Origin of the sequence: Micromonospora lupini str. Lupac 08 (assembly GCF_000297395.2) — a bacterium.
Taxonomy (GTDB): domain Bacteria; phylum Actinomycetota; class Actinomycetes; order Mycobacteriales; family Micromonosporaceae; genus Micromonospora; species Micromonospora lupini.
In genome coordinates this window covers 5,244,068-5,265,731 of the sequence record NZ_HF570108.1, presented here as the reverse complement: position 1 = coordinate 5,265,731, position 21,664 = coordinate 5,244,068, and the positions used below count along the sequence as shown (strand labels likewise).

At 73.1% G+C, this 21,664-nt stretch carries 14 protein-coding genes; 11 read left to right on the top strand and 3 right to left on the bottom strand.

Features of this window, described 5'->3' with window-relative positions; genetic code table 11:
* The first annotated feature begins 11 nt into the window (after nt 1–11).
* From gltB to MILUP08_RS24975, 4 genes are all read left to right on the top strand, one after another.
* Nucleotides 12–4,694 (top strand): glutamate synthase large subunit, encoded by a 4,683-nt coding sequence (gene gltB, locus MILUP08_RS24990; RefSeq protein WP_039908763.1) that lies wholly within the window; start codon nt 12–14, stop codon nt 4,692–4,694.
* A complete protein-coding gene (locus MILUP08_RS24985) occupies nt 4,687–6,222 on the top strand; it encodes a glutamate synthase subunit beta (RefSeq protein WP_007462906.1) in 1,536 nt (511 codons plus the stop codon). The genes gltB and MILUP08_RS24985 overlap by 8 nt, the downstream gene beginning before the upstream one ends.
* 171 nt (nt 6,223–6,393) lie before the next feature.
* Complete coding sequence (locus tag MILUP08_RS24980; protein WP_007462902.1) at nt 6,394–7,791, top strand: MFS transporter; 1,398 nt, start codon at nt 6,394–6,396, stop codon at nt 7,789–7,791.
* Nucleotides 7,792–7,860: 69 nt separating this feature from the next.
* On the top strand, nt 7,861–8,397 hold the full coding sequence (locus MILUP08_RS24975; protein WP_007462900.1) for a hypothetical protein: 537 nt from the start codon (nt 7,861–7,863) through the stop codon (nt 8,395–8,397).
* Between the two features lie 384 nt (nt 8,398–8,781).
* Here MILUP08_RS24975 and MILUP08_RS24970 read toward each other — a convergent pair whose 3' ends face one another.
* Nucleotides 8,782–10,323 carry a M1 family metallopeptidase gene (locus MILUP08_RS24970; protein ID WP_039908762.1) on the bottom strand — a complete coding sequence of 514 codons (1,542 nt, stop codon included), beginning with the start codon at nt 10,321–10,323 and terminating at the stop codon, nt 8,782–8,784.
* A gap of 171 nt (nt 10,324–10,494) precedes the next feature.
* Here MILUP08_RS24970 and MILUP08_RS24965 point away from each other — a divergent pair, with 171 nt between their 5' ends.
* From MILUP08_RS24965 to MILUP08_RS36090, 7 genes are all read left to right on the top strand, one after another.
* Nucleotides 10,495–13,044, top strand: a complete 2,550-nt coding sequence (locus tag MILUP08_RS24965; RefSeq protein ID WP_007462894.1) for an FtsK/SpoIIIE domain-containing protein — start codon at nt 10,495–10,497, stop codon at nt 13,042–13,044.
* Between the two features lie 432 nt (nt 13,045–13,476).
* Nucleotides 13,477–14,013: a hypothetical protein gene (locus tag MILUP08_RS24955; protein ID WP_007462892.1), complete on the top strand. Its 537-nt coding sequence runs from the start codon at nt 13,477–13,479 to the stop codon at nt 14,011–14,013.
* A 230-nt stretch (nt 14,014–14,243) separates the two neighbouring features.
* Nucleotides 14,244–15,422, top strand: coding sequence for a radical SAM protein (locus MILUP08_RS24950; protein ID WP_007462889.1), 1,179 nt, complete (start codon nt 14,244–14,246; stop codon nt 15,420–15,422).
* 4 nt (nt 15,423–15,426) lie between these two features.
* The gene (locus MILUP08_RS24945) at nt 15,427–15,678 is read left to right on the top strand and encodes an acyl carrier protein (RefSeq protein WP_007462887.1); all 252 of its coding nucleotides are present in this window, start codon (nt 15,427–15,429) and stop codon (nt 15,676–15,678) included.
* A gap of 1 nt (nt 15,679) precedes the next feature.
* A complete protein-coding gene (locus MILUP08_RS24940; protein WP_063827276.1) occupies nt 15,680–16,951 on the top strand; it encodes an ATP-grasp domain-containing protein in 1,272 nt (423 codons plus the stop codon).
* Nucleotides 16,952–16,973: 22 nt separating this feature from the next.
* On the top strand, nt 16,974–18,059 hold the full coding sequence (locus MILUP08_RS36095) for a hypothetical protein (protein WP_007462883.1): 1,086 nt from the start codon (nt 16,974–16,976) through the stop codon (nt 18,057–18,059).
* Nucleotides 18,056–18,961 carry an NAD-dependent epimerase/dehydratase family protein gene (locus tag MILUP08_RS36090; protein ID WP_007462882.1) on the top strand — a complete coding sequence of 302 codons (906 nt, stop codon included), beginning with the start codon at nt 18,056–18,058 and terminating at the stop codon, nt 18,959–18,961. Before MILUP08_RS36095 ends, MILUP08_RS36090 begins: the two co-directional genes overlap by 4 nt.
* A gap of 17 nt (nt 18,962–18,978) precedes the next feature.
* Here the strand turns inward: MILUP08_RS36090 and MILUP08_RS24925 are convergent, their stop codons facing one another.
* Nucleotides 18,979–20,259, bottom strand: coding sequence for an MFS transporter (locus MILUP08_RS24925; RefSeq protein ID WP_007462880.1), 1,281 nt, complete (start codon nt 20,257–20,259; stop codon nt 18,979–18,981).
* A complete protein-coding gene (locus MILUP08_RS24920; RefSeq protein WP_007462878.1) occupies nt 20,256–21,521 on the bottom strand; it encodes a condensation domain-containing protein in 1,266 nt (421 codons plus the stop codon). Before MILUP08_RS24920 ends, MILUP08_RS24925 begins: the two co-directional genes overlap by 4 nt.
* Between the last annotated feature and the right edge of the window lie 143 nt (nt 21,522–21,664).

Here is a 21,664-nt window from a genome sequence, read left to right as displayed (position 1 = left end):
CGTACGCGGACGTGACACAGCCGCACCCGCACAGCCCGCAGGCGTCCCCTACGCCCGGCCCCCATCCGCCCGCCCAGGGTCTCTACGACCCGGCGCAGGAGCACGACGCCTGCGGTGTGGCCTTCGTGGCGGACATGCACGGCCGACGGTCCCACGCGGTCGTCGCCAACGGGCTCGGTGCGCTCTGCCGCCTGGACCACCGTGGCGCCCGGGGCGCGGAGCCCAACACCGGTGACGGCGCGGGCATCATGATCCAGGTCCCGGACGTGTTCCTGCGGGCGGTCGCCGACGTGACGCTGCCGCCGGCCGGCGAGTACGCCACGGGCCTGGTGTTCCTGCCCGACGACGACGCCGCCGAGGCGCGTGCCCGTCGGGTGGTCGAGAAGTACGCGCTGGTCGAGGGCGCGGATGTGCTCGGCTGGCGGGACGTGCCGATCGAACCGCAGGGGCTCGGCGACACCGCCCTGGCGGCCATGCCCCGGGTGCGGCAGGTCTTCGTGGCCGCCCACCGCCTCACCGACTCGCCCGCCGGGCCGGCGGGTTCCGCGTTGAGCGGCATCGAGCTGGACCGGGTGGCCTTCTGCCTGCGCAAGCAGGCCGAGCGGGAGACCGCCGAGCGGGGCGTGCCGGCGTACTTCCCGTCGCTGTCCAGCCGCACCATGGTCTACAAGGGCATGCTCACGCCCGACCAGTTGCCGGCGTTCTACCCCGACCTGCGTGACGAACGGGTGGACAGCGCGATCGCGCTTGTGCACTCCCGCTTCTCCACCAACACCTTCCCGTCCTGGCCGCTGGCGCACCCGTACCGGTTCATCGCCCACAACGGCGAGATCAACACGATCCGGGGCAACCGCAACTGGATGCAGGCCCGCGAGGCGCTGCTGCGCTCGCCGAACGTGCCGGGCAACATCCGGCGGGTCTTCCCGGTCTGCACGCCTGCCGCCTCCGACTCGGCGAACTTCGACGAGGTCCTGGAGCTGCTGCACCTGGCCGGGCGGAGCCTGCCGCACGCGGTGCTCATGATGATCCCCGAGGCCTGGGAGAACGACCCCGGGATGGATCCGGCGAAGCGTGCCTTCTACCGCTTCCACGCCAGCCTCATGGAGCCGTGGGACGGTCCGGCGTCGGTGGCCTTCACCGACGGCGAGATCGTCGGCGCGGTGCTGGACCGCAACGGGCTGCGCCCGGGGCGCTGGTGGCAGACCGACGACGGCCTCGTGGTGCTCGGCTCCGAGGCGGGCGTGCTGGACCTCGACCCCGCCCACGTGGTCGCGAAGGGGCGGCTCCAGCCGGGCCGGATGTTCCTGGTCGACACCGTGGCCGGGCGGATCGTGCACGACGACGAGATCAAGTCCGAGTTGGCCGCCGCGCAGCCGTACGGCGAGTGGCTGCACGCCGGGCTGATCGAGCTGGACGACCTGCCGCCCCGTGAGCACACCGTCTACACCCACGACTCGGTGCGCCGTCGCCAGCAGGCCTTCGGCTACACCGAGGAGGAGCTGAAGGTCCTGCTCGCGCCGATGGCGCGTACCGGGGCCGAGCCGCTGGGCTCGATGGGCACGGACACCCCGATCTCGCCGCTGTCCACCCGACCGCGGCTGCTCTACGACTACTTCCACCAGCTCTTCGCCCAGGTCACCAACCCGCCGCTGGACGCCATCCGGGAGGAGCTGGTGACCAGCCTGGCGTCGACGATCGGGCCGGAGGGCAACCTGCTCGACCCGAGTGCCGCGAGCTGTCGGCAGATCGTGCTGCCGCACCCGATCCTCGACAACGACGAGCTGGCGAAGATCCTCTCCATCGACGAGGACGGCGACCTGCCCGGCTTCAAGGCGGTGCGGGTCTCCGGGCTGTACCGGATCCGCGAGGGCGCCGCCGGGATCAAGGCGCGGCTGATCGAGATCTGCCGGCACGTCTCCGAGGCCATCGAGGACGGCGTCCGCATCCTGGTGCTCTCCGACCGGGACTCCAACGCCGATCTCGCGCCGATCCCGTCGCTGCTGCTCACCGCCGCCGTGCACCAGCACCTGGTGCGGGAGCAGACCCGTACCCAGGCGGCGCTGATCGTGGAGTCCGGCGACTGCCGCGAGGTGCACCACGCGGCGGTCCTGATCGGGTACGGCGCGGCGGCGGTCAACCCGTACCTGGCGTTCGAGTCGGTGGAGGACATGATCACCACGGGCGCGCTGGCCGGTGTGCAGCCCGCCGCCGCGGTGCGCAACTACGCCAAGGCGCTCGGCAAGGGCGTCCTGAAGATCATGTCCAAGATGGGCATCTCGACTGTCTCGTCGTACTGCGGTGCGCAGGTCTTCGAGGCGGTCGGCCTGGACACCCGGCTGATCGACCGTTACTTCCGGGGCACCCCGAGCCGGATCGGCGGCGTCGGGCTGGCCGGTGTGCACGCCGAGGTGGCCGCCCGGCACGCGCTGGCCTGGCCGCCGGCCGGCGCCGCCACCTCCGACCGACTGGAGGTCGGCGGCGAGTACCAGTGGCGCCGCGAGGGTGAGCTGCACCTGTTCAACCCGGAGACGGTCTTCCTGCTCCAGCACGCCACCCGCAGCCGGCAGTACGACGTCTTCCGCCAGTACACGGCCAAGGTCGACGCGCTCGCCGCGCAGGCCGGCTCGCTGCGCGGGCTGTTCACCCTGCGCACCGGGGTCCGCCCGGCGGTGCCGATCGAGGAGGTCGAGCCGGCCACCGAGATCGTCAAGCGCTTCGCCACCGGCGCCATGTCGTACGGCTCCATCTCGGCCGAGGCGCACGAGACGCTCGCCATCGCGATGAACCGCCTCGGCGGCAAGTCCAACACCGGCGAGGGCGGCGAGGACGTCGAGCGGCTGCACGACCCGCTGCGGCGCTCGTCGGTCAAGCAGATCGCCAGCGGCCGGTTCGGTGTGACGAGCGAATACCTGGTCAACGCCGACGACCTGCAGATCAAGATGGCCCAGGGCGCGAAGCCCGGCGAGGGCGGGCAACTGCCGGGCAACAAGGTCTGGCCGTGGATCGCCCGCACCCGGCACGCCACTCCCGGCGTCGGTCTGATCTCGCCGCCGCCGCACCACGACATCTACTCCATCGAGGACCTGGCCCAGCTCGTCCACGACCTGAAGTGCGTCAACCCGGCCGCCCGGGTGCACGTCAAGCTGGTCAGCGAGGTGGGTGTGGGCACGGTCGCCGCCGGGGTGGCCAAGCTCAAGGCCGACGTCATCCTGATCTCCGGCCACGACGGCGGCACCGGCGCGTCCCCGATGAACTCGCTCAAGCACGCCGGCACCCCGTGGGAGCTGGGACTGGCCGAGGCGCAGCAGACGCTGCTGCTCAACAAGCTGCGCGACCGGGTCACCGTACAGGTCGACGGCCAGCTCAAGACGGGCCGCGACGTCCTGGTCGCGGCGCTGCTCGGCGCGGAGGAGTTCGGCTTCGCGACCGCTCCGCTGATCGTCTCGGGCTGCGTGATGATGCGCGTCTGCCACCTGGACACCTGCCCGGTCGGCATCGCCACCCAGAACCCGGTGCTGCGCGAGCGGTACACGGGCACGCCGGAGTTCGTGGAGAACTTCTTCCTGTTCCTCGCCGAGGAGGTCCGGGGCTATCTGGCCGAGCTGGGCTTCCGGTCCATCGAGGAGGCCATCGGGCAGACCGAACTGCTCGACGTGGCTCCGGCGGTGTCGCACTGGAAGGCCTCCGGGCTCGACCTGGCACCCGTCCTGCACCTGCCGGAGCTGCCCGCCGGCGCTGCCCGGCGCGGGGTGCGCGCCCAGGACCACGGCCTGGAGCACGCCCTGGACAACGAACTGATCGCGCTCGCCCAGCCGGCGCTGTCCGAGGGCGCGCCGGTCCGCGTCGAGGTGGCGGTGCGCAACGAGCACCGCAGCGTCGGCGCGATGCTCGGCGGCGAGGTGACCCGCCGCTTCGGTGGGGGCGGCCTCCCCGACGACACAGTCGAGTTCGTGCTGCACGGCACCGCCGGGCAGTCGTTCGGCGCGTTCCTGCCGCGCGGGGTGACCCTGCGCCTGCACGGCGACGCCAACGACTACGTGGGCAAGGGCCTCTCCGGGGGCCGGCTCGTCGTCCGTCCGGACGCCGCCGCGCCGTTCCTCGACCCCGACGCCGAGCCGGGCCAGCGGGCCGAGGATCAGATCATCGCCGGCAACACCATCCTGTACGGGGCCACCGCGGGCGAGGTCTTCCTCCGCGGTCGGGTGGGGGAGCGGTTCGCGGTCCGCAACTCCGGCGCGGTCGCCGTCGTCGAGGGCGTCGGCGACCACGGCTGCGAGTACATGACCGGCGGCACGGTGGTGGTGCTCGGCACGACCGGCCGCAACTTCGCCGCCGGCATGTCCGGCGGGACCGCGTTCGTGCACCGGTTGGACCGGGCCCGGGTCAACACGGAGCTTGTCGACCTGGCGCCGCTGGGCGAGCAGGAGCAGGCGCTGCTGCACGAGCTGGTGCAGCGGCACGTGGCCGAGACCGGGTCGGGGGTCGCCGAGGAGCTGCTCAAGCGGTGGCCGGAGGCGGTGGCCGAGTTCACCGCGGTGGTACCCCGCGACTACCGCCGGGTGCTGGAGATCATGCGGGCCGCCGAAGCAGCCGGCCGCGACGTCGACGACGCGGTGATGGGCGCGCTCAGCGCGCCCGCCGCGCCGGTGCCGCCCGCCCCGCGGGTGGCTGCCCAGGAGGTGGCACGTGCCTGACCCGAACGGTTTCCTGCGCTACGACCGGCGGCTGCCGGCCCGCCGCCCGGTGCCGGTGCGGATCAGCGACTGGCGGGAGGTGTACCCGCCGGCCGGCGAGGAACTGGTCCGTGAGCAGGCCACGCGCTGCATGGACTGCGGCATCCCGTTCTGCCACGACGGCTGCCCGCTGGGCAACCGCATCCCGGACTGGAACGACCTGGTCCGCACCGGCAACTGGGACGCCGCGGTGGAGTCGCTGCACGCCACGAACAACTTCCCGGAGTTCACCGGCCGGCTCTGCCCGGCGCCCTGCGAGGCGGCCTGCGTGCTGGGTATCGCCGGCGGCCAGCCGGTCACCATCAAGCAGGTCGAGGTGGAGATCGCCGACGCGGCCGCGGCGCGTGGGCTCACCCCGCGTCCCGTGCCGGCGCCGTCGGGCCGGTCGGTCGCCGTGGTCGGCTCCGGGCCCGCGGGCCTGGCCGCCGCCCAGCAACTGGCCCGCGCCGGTCACGCGGTGACGGTGTACGAGCGCGACGACGCGATCGGCGGCCTGCTCCGGTACGGCATCCCCGACTTCAAGTTGGAGAAGCGGCACATCGACGCCCGGTTGGCGCAGCTCACCGCCGAGGGGGTGCGCTTCCGCACCGGCGTGAACGTCGGCGTCGACGTCACCGCCGAGCAGTTGCGCGCCGAGCACGACGCGGTGCTGCTGGCCGCCGGGGCGTTGCAGGGCCGGGACACCCCGGAGACCCCGGGCCGGGCGCTGCGGGGCGTACACCAGGCGATGGCGCACCTGGTCGCGGCGAATCGCGCGGTCGCCACGGCGACCGACGGCGGGCCCGGCGTGGCGGTCACCGGCGAGGGCCGGGCGGCCCGCGCGGTGCTGCCGGACGGCACCCCGATCGACGCGGCGGGCAAGCACGTGGTGATCATCGGTGGCGGGGACACGGCGGCCGACTGCCTGGGCGTCGCCCACCGGCAGGGCGCCGCCGGCGTGCACCAGCTCGACCTGTACCCGCAGCCGCCGCAGGAGCGCGACGAGGCCCGGGACCCGTGGCCGACGTGGCCGTGGGTCCTGCGCAGCTACCCGGCGCACGAGGAGGGCGGCGAGCGGGTCTTCGCCGTGGCGGTGCAGGAGTTCGTGGACGACGGCACCGGTCAGGTGCGCGCGGTGCGGATCGCCGAGGTGACAGTCGAGAAGCGCGACGGCCGGCGGGTGGTCACCGTCGTCCCGGGCTCCGAGCGGGAGCTGCCGGCGGACCTGGTGCTGTTGGCGATCGGTTTCGAGGGCACCGAGCAGCAGCCGCTGCTGGAGCAGTTCGGCGTGACCCGCAATCCGCGGGGGGCGATCGATGCCCGCGACGACTGGCAGACCGCCGCCGACGGCGTGTTCGTCGCCGGTGACATGCACCGGGGCGCTTCGCTGATCGTGTGGGCCATCGCCGAGGGTCGCGCGGCGGCCGCCGCGATCCACGGTTACCTGGGCGGCGCCACCGCACTGCCGGCGCCGGTCGGCCCGGCCGCGCAGCCTCTCGCCGCTCGCTGAGGCGCGGGCGTCCGGGCGGTGCGGCACATCCGCCGCACCGCCCGGACATTCCCGCTGGTGAAGCCGCTCACAAATGTGGGCAAAAAGGTTTAAGCCGGCAAGACTTGCCGGCTGCCGAACCGCGCCGCGATCGGTGTGAATGATCATGCTGCCGATCGCTGGAGGTTCGTCGTGGCCAGAGGTGCCACCTTCGCCGCGTTGCGCCAGCGCAACTACCGGATCTGGGCCCTCGCCGGCTTCATCTCCGTCATCGGCACCTGGATGCAGGTCCTCGGGGTCAACTGGTACGTCCTGAAGGAAACCGGCTCGGCGACGTCCATGGGCTTCGCCGTGCTGCTCCAGGCGGCGCCCACGCTGCTGCTCAGCGTCTGGGGTGGCGTGCTGGCCGACCGGCTACCCGCCCGTCCGTTGCTGATCGCCGCCCAGGGCGCCCACGCGGTGCTCGCCGCCGGACTGGCGGCGGTCGCCCTGACCGGGGTCGGCGGCCTGCCGCTGATCTTCGCGATCTCGCTGGCCACCGGTGCCGTCTCGGCGATCGAAGGCCCGGTGATGGGGCGCTGGGCCGCCAGTCTCGTCGACCGGGAGACGCTGGGCAACGCGCTGGCGCTCGGCTCGCTCACCAACTCCGCCGGCCGCATCCTCGGCATGAGCCTCGGCGCCGTGGTGGTGGCCGCCGTCGGACCCGCTCTGCTGTTCGGCATCAACGCGGCCAGCTTCGCCGCCGTGGTGGTGGCGCTGTTCGCCGTACGCCCGGGAGCCGTGCCCGGCCTCCCGGACCCGAACGCCGGCCGGGCCCGGGACGGTGTCCGCGCCGGGTTCGCCTACCTGCGCGGGCAGCCGGTGCTGCTCCTCGCGCTCGCCCTGTCGTTCGTGCTCGGCAGCCTGGGCCGCAACTACCAAGTGACCATGGCCGCGATGAGCGACGGGCCGCTGGACGCCGGCGCGTCCGGGTACGGCCTGTTGTCGACAGTGTTCGCGGTCGGAACGGTGGTGGGCGCGCTCGTCGCGGCGCGGCGGCGTTCCCTGGGCTACCGGACGCTCGTCGTCGCGGGCCTGTTCGCCAGCGGATTGCAGATCGTCGCCGGCCTCGCACCGAGCACCTGGAGTTTCGCCGCGGTGATCCTGCCGATCGCCGCCGCCGCGGTGGTCATCGACACCACCGTCGGCACCCGCGCCCAGCTCGACACCGACAGCGCGATGCGGGGCCGGGTGCTCGCCGCCCTGGCGGTCACCGGCTCCGTCTCCGCCGCGGTCGGCGCCCCGCTGCTCGGCTGGCTCGCCGAACACGCCGGGCCCCGGCAGACGCTCGTCCTCGCCGGAGCCGCGGCGGCGATCGCCACGACGGCGGCGGGCGTCGCCCTGGACCGCCAGCGTGGCCGAGCGGCGACCCTCGCGCTTGTCGTTCCGCGACCCCGCCACCCGGTACGACGAGCGGCGTTCCGGGCCGCCCGCATCGTCCGGCCCACCGGTGCGGTCTGCGTCATCGCGCCCGCCGAAGCGGGTGCGGTGCGGTCGGGCGGGGTCCGGCCCCGAGAGTTGGCCACCGCCGGGTCTGTGACAAACCGCTGAGACAGCGGTCACCCCCGGCGGCCCGCTTCCGGGACAGGACGACATGAAGATCATCGTTACGCTGCGGTCATGGACATCGAGGAGCGGTTGCGGCGTACGCGTCGGTGGCTGTGGATCGTGCTGATCGGCCTCTTCCTGAGCGGTGCCACCGCGTTCCCGCTGGAGATCGAGGTGCGCTGGCTGCTGCGCGCGCTGGACCCGCTCGCCGGCCAGGTGCCGGCCCTGGTCGACTGGATCGAACGGGTCCACACCGGCCTCGTGACGGCGGGACAGGACTACCCGTTCCTGCTCTACGGCACCGACTGGCTGGCCTTTGCCCACCTGGTGCTGGCGGTGGCGTTCTGGGGGCCGCTGCGTGACCCGGTGCGCAACGTCTGGGTGGTGCAGGTCGGCATGATCGCCTGCGCAGGAATCGTTCCGCTGGCGCTGATCTGCGGCCCGATCCGGGACATCCCGTGGTTCTGGACGCTCATCGACCTGTCCTTCGCGGTGGGGGCGTTCCCGCCGCTCTGGTTCGCGTACCGGCACATCCGCGCGGTCGAGGCGAGCGCGGTCGAGGCGAGCGCGGCCGTGGCGGCAGGGTCCCCGGCGACAGTGGACCGTTAGGTGGCGCCGGCGTCCTGCGCCGCCGATCGACCGGCTCGCCCGCAGCCTCCGCGACCTGGTCGACCCTGAATCCGACCGTTGGAGGCGACTCCGGCCCGTAGGCCAGCCACCTCTGCGCGTCCTTTGCTCTGCTTCACCCCACGCACCACCGCGCGTCCGATAGTCGGACAACCGGTGGTGCGTCCGTTGAAGCAGAGCAAAGGATGCGCGGGGAGGGTCGACGGGGGACGCCGCGGCGGCGGGTGAGTTCGCTCCGGCGGGACCAGCGGGGACGCCGAAAAGGCCCGCCGCCTGGGCGACGGGCCTTCCGGGTGACGACTGCCGCTGGTGCGACAGCAGCCAGTGCGACGGCCACTGAGGCGACCGCAGCCAGTGCGACTGCCGCTAGTGCGACAGCAGGCGGTGCGCCTCGTGCGACTCGCGGATCTTGGCCCACGACTTGGGCTGGGCCGGCGGGGCGGCCTTGCGGGCGGCGCTGGCGACGTCGGGCCGACCCGGAGTGAACAGCCAGGTGGTGAACAGCTCGTCCAGGTCCAGACCGGAGATCCGCTCGGCCAGGGCCTGGAACTCCTCGATGGTGCCGTTGCCGTACCGGTGCTCGGCCGTCCAGGCGGGCAGGATCGCGAAGAACGCGTCGTCGCCGACGGCCAGTCGGAGCTGGTGCAGGGTCATCGCGCCCCGGTCGTAGACCGCGTTGTCGAAGACCCGGTCCGCGCCCGGGTCACCGGGCAGCACCTGCCAGAACTCGTCGTCGGCGGGGTAGCTGGCGTAGGTGAAGTCGAAGACCTCCTGCGCGGTGCCCTCGTCCTGCTCCTCCGACCAGAGCCATTCGGCGTACGAGGCGAAGCCCTCGTTGAGCCAGATGTTGCGCCACTCGGCGACCGAGACCGAGTCACCGAACCACTGGTGGGCGTTCTCGTGCGCCACCACGTACGTGTTGGCGCCGCGACGCCAGAAACCCGGGCCGTACACCGGGCGGGTCTGCGTCTCCAGGGCGAAGCCGATGCCGTCCACCGGCCCGGCCACGCCACCCCGCGCCTCGAACGGGTACGGGCCGAAGATCCCGCTCTCCCAGTCGGTGATCTCACCTGTCCGCTCGATGCTGGCCCGCGCGGCCGGCCCGAGCGCGCCCAGCGAGGTGCTGTACGCGTTGATCACCGGCTGGCCGCCCGGCGTGGTGTCGGTGACGATGTCGTACTGACCGATCGCCATGAAGGCCAGGTAGGTGGCGGTGGGGGAGGTGGTCCGCCAGATCCACCGGGTGCGGTTGCCGGCCTCGGCCGCCGGGGGCCGGGGCTGCACGCCGTTGCTGATCACCTCGACGCCGGTGGGCACCGAGACGGAGATGTCGAAGGTGGCCTTGTCCAGTGGGTGGTCGTTGCTCGGGAACCACCACCACGCCGACTCGGGCTCGTTGACCGCGAGCGCCCCGTCGTCGGTGCGCGTCCAGCCGGTGTAACCGCCGACCAGGGTCTCCGACGGGATGCCGGCGTAGCGCACCACGATGGTGAGCTGCTGGCCCCGGGTGATCGTGCGGGCCGGGGTGACCACCAGCTCGTGCGCGCCCGCCGTGCCGGTGCCGGCCTCCCAACCGTTGACCCGCACCGACTCGACGTCGAGCAGGAAGTCCAGGTTGAACGCCGAGAGGTCCTGCGTCGCGGTGGCGAGGATCGTGGTGGTGCCGCTGAGCCGGTCGGTGGCCGGGTCGTAGCGCAGCCGGACGTCGTAGTGCGAGACGTCGTAGCCGCCGTTGCCGTAGTCGGGGAAGTAGGTGTCGCCAAGGCCCGCAGCGCCGGGTTGCGGCGCGGCCGAGACGACGGGCCGGCCCCAGCCCGTCGGGGCGGCCGGGGCGGGCGCGCCGGTGAGCATGGTGCCGGCGGTGGTGAGGGTCAGGGCGGCGGTGGCCGCCGTGAGGACTCGTCGCACGAGGTGGACTCCCTCCATCGGGTGTACGCACCGCCAACCTAATCGACAACTGTGAACGTCGCTGGCCCGGCGCGCGGCGGGCGTGTCCCCGCGTCGGCCGTCACGAAAGCGCCTGTCGCTACTGTCCCGGTGTCACCGCTGTCCGTTAGGGTTTCGGCGGACCGGACGGCCGTGGCGTGGGAGGCAGAGCGTGGGCAGGCTCGCGTCGGCGTACGGGCAGGCGGTGACCGCCCATCGGGCGGCCCGCGCACACCTGGACGCCGCCCGGGGCGTGCTCGGCGCCGCGCCGGCACCGACGCCGCGGGTGGGCGGGGGCGACGTCGTCGCCCGACTCGCGCGCCTCGGCGGCGCGCTGGCCACCCCACCCCCGGCGCCACCGCGCTCACCGACGCGCCGGCCGCGGTACGCATCGGTGAGGCGTCCACCCCGGACGGTGGCTTCCCCGTCCTGCTGCCGCTCGGCGGCGGCCACCACCTGGCACTGGACACCGACGCCCGGGACGGACGCGTCGCCGCGCTGCTGCGGGCGCTGGTGCTGCGGCTGGTCGCCACCGCGCCACCCGGTCGGGTCCGGGTCACCGGTATCGACACCGCCGCGCTGGGCGCCACCTTCGGCCCGCTGCGCCCGTTGCTCGACGCCGGCGTGCTCGACCCGCCGGCCACCGGCGAGGCCGAGGTGGCGGCCCTGCTGACCGCCGCCGAAAGCCACGCCCGCGCGGCCCAGCACGCCGACCCCGCCACCCGTCAGTTGCTGCTGGTGGTCGCCACCGCCGCCCCACCGCCGCGCGAGCTGGCCCGGCTCGCCGCGCTCACCCACGCCGGCCCGGCCGCCGCCGTCTGCGTGCTCCTCGCCGGCCACCCGTCCCGGCTGCCCGGCGAGACGTCGCCGCCGCTGGGCAGCACCACGGCCCTCCGGCTCAGCGAGGGGTACGCGCACGTCGGCGACCCGCCCGGCGCCCCGTTCAGCGCCGACGGCAGCGGCCTCGCCGCTCCGGTGCTGCTCGACGGCGACCCGCCGCCGGCCTCGGTCCGCGCGCTCGCCGAGCACCTCGGCGCCGCCGCCCGCCGCGCCGACGCGCTGTCCTTCGCCGAGCTGCTGCCCGAGCGGCGCTGGGCCGAGTCCGCGGCCAACGGCCTGCGCACCGTCGTCGGCCGGACCGGCCCCGCGCCGCTGACCGTCGCCTTCGACGACGTAACCCCGCACTGGCTGGTCGGCGGGCGCACCGGCGCCGGCAAGACCGTCTTCCTCCTCGACGTCCTCTACGGCCTGGCCGCGCGCTACTCGCCGGCCGAGTTGCAGCTCTACCTGCTGGACTTCAAGGAGGGCGTCAGCTTCACCGAGTTCGTGCCCACCGGGCGTGACCCGTCGTGGCTGCCGCACGCCCGTGCCGTCGGCATCGAATCCGACCGCGAGTACGGCCTCGCCGTGCTGCGCGAGCTGCGCCGGGAGGCGCAGCGCCGGGCCACCGCGCTGAAGCGGCACGGCGTCACCAAGCTCGCCGACCTGCCGCGCGACAGTCCGCTGCCGCGCATCGTGGCCGTCATCGACGAGTTCCACGTGCTGCTCGCCGGCAACGACGCGCTGGCCCGCGAATCCGTCGACCTGCTGGAGGAGTTGGCCCGCAAGGGCCGCTCCTACGGCATCCACCTGGTGCTGGCCAGTCAGAGCATGACAGGCATCGAGGCCCTCTACGGCCGCGCCGAGGCGATCTTCGGGCAGTTCGCCCTGCGGGTGGCGCTGCCCGGCGGCGGCGGTGTCCTCGACCAGCTCAACGACGCCGCCGCGGCCCTGCCGATCGGCTCCGCCGTGGTCAACACGGCCGCCGGCGCGGTCGGCGCCGACACCGTGCTGCGCTTCCCCGACGCGCACGCCGCCGCGGCCGACCTCGCCGCGCTGCGCCACGAGCTGTGGCAGGCCCGCCCGCCGGGCTCGCGGGCCCCGGCGGTCTTCAAGGGGTACGAGGCGGCGCGCGTCGAGGACGATCCCACCTTCGCCGGACTGCGCCCCGGTGGCCGGCGCCCCATGGCGCTTGTCGGCCGGACGGTCGACGTGCACGGCACCACCGCGCTGTTCCTGATGGACTCCACCCCCGGCCGGCACCTCGCCGTGGTGGGCACCGCACCGGCCGGCGCGGACGTGCTGCGCGCCGCCGCGCTGAGCCTGGCCCGCCAGCACACACCCGGCGACGCCCGGTTCCAGGTGGCCTCCCTGGTCACCGCCGCCGACCCGATCGCGGCCGAGACCGAGGCCGCGTTGCGGGCCGCCGGTCACCCGGTGCATCGCCTCGACGCGGCCGGGCTGCGCGACCGGATCGTCACGTTGGCCGCCGAGCCAACCGGCCGCGAATACCTGGTGGTGTTCGGGATGGACACCGCGGCTCCGGTCCTCGGGGCGGCCGACCCGGTCACCTTCCGCTCCGGCCTGGACGACCTGCGTACGCTGCTGCGCCACGGCCCCGCCCAGGGCGTGCACCTGCTCGGCTGGTGGCGCGGCCTGCGGCGGCTCTCCGACGACCTCGGCGGCACCCAGAACCGCGACGACGTCGCCTGCCTCGTCGCGCTCAACGTGCCCGGCGCCGAGCTGGCCCTGCACCTCGGGGTGCATGACCTGGCCTACACGCCGCGCGGCGACCGGGCGCTGCTTGTCGACCGGCACGACCAGCGCACCAGGCTGATCGTGCCGTTCGCCCGTGACGGGCACGAGTCGGACGGGGAGCGTTGACGGTGTCCTTCGAGGAGTACGCGGCGCTGGCCCGACAGCTCGCCGAGCACCGCCGCGCCGGCGAGCGGGACGCCGCGGCCGAGTCCGAGCGCCGCCGTGACCTGCACGCTGCCGCCGACTACCTGCACCAGCGGCTGACCGCCCAGGGCCACCGCCTCGACCAGCTCGGCCGCGCCATCGGCGTCGACCAGCCGCCGACCGGCCCACCGCCCGCCCCACCGCCCGCCCCGGCCGGTGACCCCGCTGCCTGGCCCAGCCCGCCAGCCGGCCGGTTCGCCTGTCGCACCCGGTTCGCATGCCGCGCCCGGTTCGCCTGTCGCGCCCGGGTCGCCTGTCGCACCCGGTCCGCCTGTCGCACCCGGTTCGCCCGCCGCACCCGGCCCCACCGCCGCGCCCGGACCTCGGGACGGGCGGTCCGCCGGCGCAGCCGGCGTGCCGGGGCGGGCGGGTGTCGGGGCGTATCCCGAGCTGCCGGCGGTGCAGGCGTCGCTGGCGCTGCCGACGGCGGTGAGCCCGGCGGGCGCCGGGGTGCCGGCGCAGCGGGCAGCGGCGGTCGACCCGGTGGTGGAGCTGGAGATGGCCCGGCGGATGGCCGACGAGGCCGACCGGCACGGGCAGCAGGCCGAGCTGCTGGCCCAACGGCCGGCGCTGCTGCCGACGTGGTCGCCGCTGGCGCGAGCGGTCGCCGTCTACGCCGCGTGCGGGGCGGCGGCGGGGGTGCTCATGCTGATCCTGGTGGTCGCCTCCGGGGTCGGCATCGTCGACGGCTTCACCCTCGGCGCGTGGATCTGCGCGGGGCTGCCGGCGCTGGCGTTCTTCGGGGGCTATCTGGTGCTGGGCCGGTGGGGGAGACCCGCCATGGTCGCCGGCACCCCACCCCGCTACCTGCCGCTCGGATTCCTGATCTGCTTCCTGCTGGTGCCCCTGGGCTACTGCGCCTACCTGCTGCTGTTCCGCGCCCTGCGCTGAGGGGTTTACGGCGAGACCCTCATGTGTCAGTGTGGTGAACGACCCGTGGCGGGGTGAGCAGGACACTCACATCCACGTCGGACGACCGCCGCCGGTTCCCTTGTGATACCGGGGGTTCGTGCGCATGTAGGGATGCGAACGGCCCCCGATCCAATCACGAATCTGGCGAAGCGATGTCCCCTGCCCCGGGCAGGAGCGACCGTTTCGTGGCAGACGAGCGGGGAGCCTGCATGTCCTACCCACGTACCAACAAGGTCTTCACGTCCGGGGAACTGCACGACCTGCGCCGGACGGTGGCGATCAGGTCGGCGACGCGTCGCAATCTGGCGGCGGACCCCCTCTACGCCACCGCGTTGCCGCAGGAGGTCAGCATGCAGCTGACCTATCGGTGCAATCTGCGGTGCCACCACTGCTTCCAGTGGAACGAGCAGGGCTTCTTCCACAACTACGACAGCCAGCGCAGGCGCTCCGAACTCGACCTCGACATCGTCCGGGACGTGCTGGAGACGACCGCGCCCGAGCAGTCGAAGGTCTTCCTGTGGGGTGGCGAGCCCCTGATGCACACCCGGTTCGGGGAGATCGCGAAGCTGCTCGGCGCCGTGCCGCGCGTGGTCAACATGTGCACGAACGGCCTGTTGATGGAACGCAACGCGGAACACCTGCTGACCATCGGGCCGCGACTCAACCTGCTGGTCAGCCTCGACGGCTTCGAGCCGGAGCACGAGGCGTTGCGGGGCAAGGGCTCGTTCCGGCGCACCATGCGCAACGTCGAGGCGATGCTCGACCTGCAACGGCGCGGCGAGTACCAGGGCGAGTTGTCCGTCGCGTGCATGGTCAGCGAGGACATGGTCGGCCGCATGTACGAGTTCACCGAGTGGGCCGAGCAGACCGGCTTCAACTCGGTCTACTGGCTGCTGCCCTGGTACATCAGCCCGGACACGGCGTCGGCGATGGACCGGCTCTACGAGGAGTCGTTCTCGTGGCTCAACCCGCCGGAGCCGGGCGACAAGCCGACGTGGCACTCGTACACCTATGCGCTGCCCGAGCAGTACCTGCCGGTGCTGAAGGAGTCGATGGCGCGGCTGGCGAGCCGGGTGTGGGATCTGCGGGTGCGCTACCAGCCGCAGGTCGAAGAGGACGAGATCGACGACTTCATCCGCGGTACCTCCCGTCCCGCCCAGCGGCGCAGCCGCTGCCTGGCCGTGTCCAACCGGATCGAGATCCACGCCGACGGCCGGGTCAGCTCGTGCAAGTTCTTCCCCGAGTTCGTCATCGGCGACCTCGGTGAGCAGTCCATGCAGGACATCTGGCAGAGCGAGCGCTTCACCCGGGTCCGCGGCATCCTGCGTGACAGCGGGCTCATGCCGGTGTGCTCGAAGTGCATCCTTCTCTACCTGAGCGGGGAGTGAACGCATGGCAGAGGTGGTCACCCGCATGGCGGCCCTGCTCGCGCGGGTCCTGGAGGATCCGGCGCTGGCCCAGGAGGTGACGGCGGACACGAATCTGCTGCTCGACCTCGGCATCGACTCGCTGCACATGATCACGTTCCTGCTCGCCGTCGAGGAGGAGTTCGACGTCGAGATCGACTTCGAGTCGCTGGACAGCATCCACCTGGAGTCGGTCAAGGCGTTCTGCCACTTCGCCCTCGACGGCGATGGCCGGTGAGGTGAGCGGGACCGTCCACTTCGGCTCGTTCGACGCGGAGGCGGCGTGGCGGCCGGAGGACCTCGCCGGGCTGCCCGCCGGCCCGACGGCGGGTGGCAGCCGGGGACGTCGCGGCATGGACGAGCTGCTGGCGGTCGGGTGCGCTCCCGGCGATCTGCTGCTCACCGCCGAGCCGATGGAGGAGGCCCTGGTCGAAGCGCTGTCGGTCGCCGGGATCGCGCCACGGGTCGCGGCCGTGCCGGGCCCGGGGGACGACACCGTGGAGGAGCGCCTCGCCTCGGCCGGCGGCACGTCCCTGCCCGGGATGTCTGGATGGGCTGCGGCGTTCTACGCCGTCCGGCCGGACACCTCCGTGGCGGTGCACCGACTCGGCCTCCGTGCCGCGGTCCCCGCCGTCGAGGTCGTCGCCCGCGTCAACTCCAAGGTCTGGTCGAACGACCTGGTCCGGGACGCCGGCCTGCCCGGCGCCGCCGTCCTGGCCACCACGCCGGGCGAGGTGCGGCGGCTGGCGCAGGACACGCCTGGCGACGTCGTGCTCAAGGATCCGTACGGGGTGGCCGGCCGAGGTTCCCTGCGGGTCACCACCCCTCGGATGCTGGACACCGTCGTCCGGCACCTGGAGCGGCAGGTCGCGAGGGGTGCTCGGGTGGAACTGCTGGTGCAGCCCCTCTTCGAGGAGGCGTCCAGCTTCTCCACCCACATCGAGGTCGACCCGAGCGGCGCGATGCGGTGGTGGGGCGTGCAGCACGTCGACAACGCCGAGTTCGCGTACCGCGGTTCGGGTCCGCTCCCCGCGGATCAGCACGCGAGCCTCGACACCTCCGCGCACCGGGAGGTGATCGCGCGGGTCGGGACGGCGCTCGCGGCGGAGGGCTACACCGGTCCCGCATGCGTCGACGGGTTGCGGCTGCGCGACGGCACGCTCGTGCCGGTGCTGGAGGTGAACGCCCGGCGATCCATGGGCCTGCTGAACCTGCACCTCGACGGTCGGGCCCGGGCGGTCGGCCTGCGCTCCTGGCTGCGCTGCCGCACGACGCCGGTGCGACCCGGCGACACGGTGGGCCGGCTGGTGTCGGCGCTCGACGACGCGAAGCTGCTGTTACGAGGCGACGGCCCCGGGGTGCTGCCGCTGGCCTCGGGGACGCTCACCCCGCCGCGTGGCCGGCTCTTCTTCGCCGTGTTCGCCCCGGACGACGCGACCCGGGTCGCCCTCGAAGCGCAGGTGGGCGATGCGCTCGTCGCGACGGCCGGCGCCCCGAGTCTCGTCACCTGACTCCCGACGATCGGAGCAAACGATGTCGACTGTGCTGCTGACGTCGGGCGCGACGCTCGGCACCCACGTACCGGCCCTCATCCTGGCGGGTCGGTTGCGGGCCCTCGGGATCGAGGTGCGCGTGGAGGTGTTCGAGCGGCTGCTGCGACCGGACGAACTCGACAGGCTGAGGGCTGCCAAGCTGGCCTTCCGCGGGAACTTCAAGCTCGCGGTGGCCGCCCAGCGCATGGTGCGTGACCAGATGCCGGCGCTCGACGACGCCGCTGTCGGTGACCTGCTGCACGCGTGGCGGGCCGCGGACGTCGACCAGGTGGTGATCTTCTCCGGCTTCTGGGTGCCCGTCGTCGAACGGTACGAGGCGCTCACGTCCCGGACGCCCCGGGTCGACATCTGCCACCTCGACGCCGCGCCGACCGCCTCCTTCAACCTCTTCCGGGCGCGTACGGAGCGCTTCCGGCACGTGTGGATGTTCGACGCCGAGCGGGGCACCGCCCCGACGAGCATTCGCGTCGGCGACGAGGACCCGGTGCCGTGGGAGGAGCGGGAGCCCCGCCTGTTGGCGCACGGCGGTGGCTGGGGGTTGGGCACCTACCGGGACCGTGCGGCGGATCTCGCCCGTGCGGGGCTGCTTGTCGACGTGGTGACCCACGACCCGGCCGACGTGTCCGGCCTGCCCATCGGCTGCCGGGCTTTCATGATCGACCCGGAGTGGGAGGCGTGGCAGGACGACGGCTTCCCACCGTTCGGGGAGATCCTTCCCGACGGCACGGTGCGCTACCGAAGGGGCCTGGCGCACCACGACTCGTTCGATCTCGCCCGGCACCGCGTCGCCATGCTCTGCAAGACCGGCGGCGGCACCCTGATCGACTCGCTCTGGTCGGCCACGCCGATCGTGCTGCTGGCGCCCTTCGGCGCGCACGAGCAGGTAAACGCCGACCTGTGGCGCCGACTGGGCTACGGCGTCACCGAGCAGGAGTGGCGCGACAGTGGACACTCCCTCGACCTGCTGAAGAGCCTGCACCGCAACCTGCTGGCCGCCCGGGAGGGGACCGCCGACTACGCCGCCGAGCTGGCGGCCGACGCCGCGCGGACCGAGGTGCCGGGGTGACCGCGGTCACCGCCCCGGTGACCGTGGTCGTCGGGTCGGACGGGTTCATCGGCGCGAATCTGTGTCGAGCGCTCGAACGCCACCGCCGGCCTCCGCGACGGCTGACCCGACCGCGCAACGCCGCCGAGGAGCACCGCTACGTCGACACGATCAGGCGGGCGGACCTGGTCTTCTGGGCCGCCGGCACGGTCACTCCGAAGAGGGCCGCGAGCCGGCCCGAGCTCGTCGAGCTGGACCAGCGTGCCCTCGCCGCCGCGCTTGAGGCGTGCAAGCTGGGTGCCCGTCGCCCCACAGTCGTCCTGCTGGGATCCGGTGGGACGGCGTACCGGCCGGATGTGCCGCCGCCGGTGGACGAGACCGGCCCACTCGGCCCGGACAGCGTCTACGGCCGGGCGAAGCTGGCCCAGGAGCAGGCCCTGCGCGAGGCCACCGACCACCTCCGGCCGGTCGTGCTGCGGCCATCCAATGTGTACGGGCCCGGCCAGCGCGCCGAGGGTGGACTCGGTGTGGTGTCCCACTGGCTGGGGGCGGCGGCCGCGCACCGGCCGTTGCAGGTGTTCGGGGACCCGGACACCCGCCGCGACTACGTCTACATCGACGACGTCGTGGCGGCCCTGCTGGCGGTGTGGGACCGGCACCTGGACCGTGACACCCGGGAGACGCTCGACGGCGTCGTGCTCAACGTCGGCGCGGGCCGTCCCACCTCCCTCGCCGAACTGTTGGAGGTGGTGACGGCGACCGTCGAACGGCCGTTGACCATCCGGTACGCGGACCGGCGGGCCTTCGACCGACGGGACATCTGGCTCGACGTCCAGCGTGCGAAGGCGTTGCTGGGCTGGTGTCCCGTCACCGACCTGCGGACCGGGGTGGCGCGGACGTGGGCGGCGCTGACGAACAGCTGACGTCCGCGCCTCGTGGGTCAGGACTGACCGGCCGGCTCGGGCGTGAAGTCCCGCATCCTGCGCAGCGGGGAGAAGTAGACCCACAGCCCGGAGGCCCAGACGCCGAGGGCGGCGATCACCAGGGTCTCGCGGACGCCGAGCCAGGTGCCCAGCACGCCGCCGAGGACCGCGCCGATCGGCAGGGCGCCCCAGACGATCCAGCGGACCCCGGCGGTGAGGCGGCCGAGCAGTTCCGGCGGGCACATCTGCTGCCGGTAGCTGATCTGGGCCGCGTTGTAGATCGCGCAGAGCGCGGCGAAGCCGGTCATCCCGACGGTGTAGAACGCGACCCGCCAGCCGGGCTCGGCCAGCGGCACCAGCAGCATCGTCCAGCCGAGCCCGAGCAGGGAGACCCAGATGATGCGGGCGGTGCCGATCCGTCGAGCCAGCCGGCCCGAGGCGAGCCCGCCGGCGATGCCGCCGGCCGTGCCCAGCGCCAGTTGCACGGCGACCTCGGCCGGCGTCAGCTCGAGGACCCGGACCAGGTAGATGACCGAGAGGGCGTAGATCACCTGACTGAACACGTTGAGGGTGCCGCTGGCCGCGACGATCTTCCGCAGCACCGGATGCCGGAAGGCGAAGGCCAAGCCGGCCGAGATCTCCTCCCGCAGCCGTGGCCGGGGGCCGTCCGGTACGGCGACCTCCGGCTCCGGGCGCCGGATCAGCAGCAGCGAGACGGCGCTGACCGCGAACGAGGCGGCGTCGATGACTACCGTCCGCGCCGCGCCGAAGACCGCGACCAGTCCGCCGCCGAGCCCGATGCCCGCGACCTGGGCCACCGAGTACGTGGTGCTGAGTTTGCCGTTCGCGTCCAGGAGCTGGTCGGAGCGCACCACCGCCGGCAGGTAGCACTGGTAGGCGACCTCGAAGAAGACGGAACAGACGCTGCACAGGGCCGCCACCAGCCACAACTGCGCCATGGTGAGCTCACCGGCGAAGAACGCCAGCGGAATGGTGCCCATCGCGAGGGCCCGCACCAGGTTGCAGAACACCATGAGCCGCCGCTTGCGCATCCGGTCGACGATGACCCCGGCCGGCAGCGCCACGAGCAGGTACGCCGCCATCCCGGCGGCTTGCAGCAGGCTCACCGAGAACGTCGACGCGTTCAGCACGGACACCGCGATGAGCGGGACCGCGAGGGTGGACACCGCGGAACCGGTCTCGCTGAGGGTCTGCCCGGTCCACAGGGTCATGAAGTCCCGGTGACGCCACAGGCTCGGCGTGGCCGGGGCGGTGGTGGGCGGCGCGGTAGTGGTCATTCGGTGGCCTCCGCGTTCGCGCGGACGAGGTCCAGCAGGTCGTCGCGCATGGCGACGAGCAGAGCGTCGAGTTCCTCGCGGCGGTAGCCCTCGCGGATCACCCGGACGGTCAACCGGACCGTCGTGTCGGCGTTGGCCATCAGGTAGAAGCCGGGCCCGGTCGAGCGGATCGGCACGTGCCACTCGATCCGCGATTCCTGGATCGTCTCCGGAGGCTGCACCACCATCGGGGGGAGGAGGAACGTGTAGTGGAATCCCGGGTCGAGCGGGCCGCCCTCCCGTTCGGCGTCCTCGCGGATCCGCGCCACCGAGTCGGGGTCGTACACCCCGTGTTTGAGGGCCCGCATGTTCCGGACGTACAGGGCGCGCGCGGTGTGCGCGAAGGACTCGTCCGGGTCCGGTGCGGCGAGCAGCGGCACCCACTGGTTCATGGACGTGACGAGGGACGTGACCGCCGGGTCGAAGCGGTTGGACGACATCGGGTAGAGCAGAACCGGTGTGCTTGTGGTGCCGGTCCGGATGAGGGCTCGGCAGTACGCGGTGAGCAGCACCCCCGCGACGGTGACGCCGATGCCGCGCGCCGCCTGGCGGAGGATGGGCTCGGGGATGCCGGTGTGCATCGTCGCCCGGAGCACCGGCCCCGGTGCGGGAGGGGTCCGCCGGGGCGCCGCCGACAGCACCTTGCGCCAGTACGACTCGGCGGCGAGCAGTCGGGCGTCCAGGTCGCCGGAGCGTTGCCGCGTCGCGAGTTCGGCCGGCTGCGGTGCCGGTGGCAGGGCCTCTCCGGCCAGCAGAGCGTAGAAGTCCCGCTCCATGGTGTTGATGCCCGCGCCGTCGGCCGCCATGTGGTGGATGACGACCAGGAGGTCGCGGGGTCCGCCGTCGCTCCCGGTCAGCCACACCCGCCACGGCAGGTCGGTGGTGAGCGTGAACGGGCGCTGGATCTCCTCGGTCTCGATCCGGGACATCCCCGTCTCGCCGTCGGGCTGTCGTACCGCCGCGACCACGTCGGCGGGAGAATCCACCGCGACGCGCTGCCGCGGATCGGCCGGATCCTCCACGTCGAACGTCGTGCGCAGCGACGTGTGCCGCATGCCGAGCGCTCCGACGGCACTCCAGACGTCCGCGGCTGTCACATTTTCCGGCAACGACCAGGAAAAGCAGAGGTTGCCCTCCCACCACTTCTCCGGATGCATTCTTTCGATGTCCCGCCAGACCGATAGTTGGCCGAGGGTCATCGGGTAGGTCGTCTCCGGGGCCACACCTGTTCCTTCCCGAGCGGGAACGACTGCGCTGCCGATGAGCGTGTGCCGCGACGCGACACACGCTCATCGGGACGAAAGATAATTGGTGTGTGTCAGCCGGCCGAGTTGTTCTTCATCACGACACCTCCCGAAGAAATGCG

Excerpts from the sequence above, each read along its gene's own strand:
- MILUP08_RS24975 (WP_007462900.1), top strand. The coding sequence starts at position 7,861 with ATGGACATCGAGGAGCGGTTGCGGCGTACGCGTCGGTGGCTGTGGATC.
- MILUP08_RS24950 (WP_007462889.1), top strand. The coding sequence starts at position 14,244 with ATGTCCTACCCACGTACCAACAAGGTCTTCACGTCCGGGGAACTGCAC.
- MILUP08_RS24945 (WP_007462887.1), top strand. The coding sequence starts at position 15,427 with ATGGCAGAGGTGGTCACCCGCATGGCGGCCCTGCTCGCGCGGGTCCTG.
- MILUP08_RS36095 (WP_007462883.1), top strand. The coding sequence starts at position 16,974 with ATGTCGACTGTGCTGCTGACGTCGGGCGCGACGCTCGGCACCCACGTA.
- MILUP08_RS24925 (WP_007462880.1), bottom strand. The coding sequence starts at position 20,259 with ATGACCACTACCGCGCCGCCCACCACCGCCCCGGCCACGCCGAGCCTG.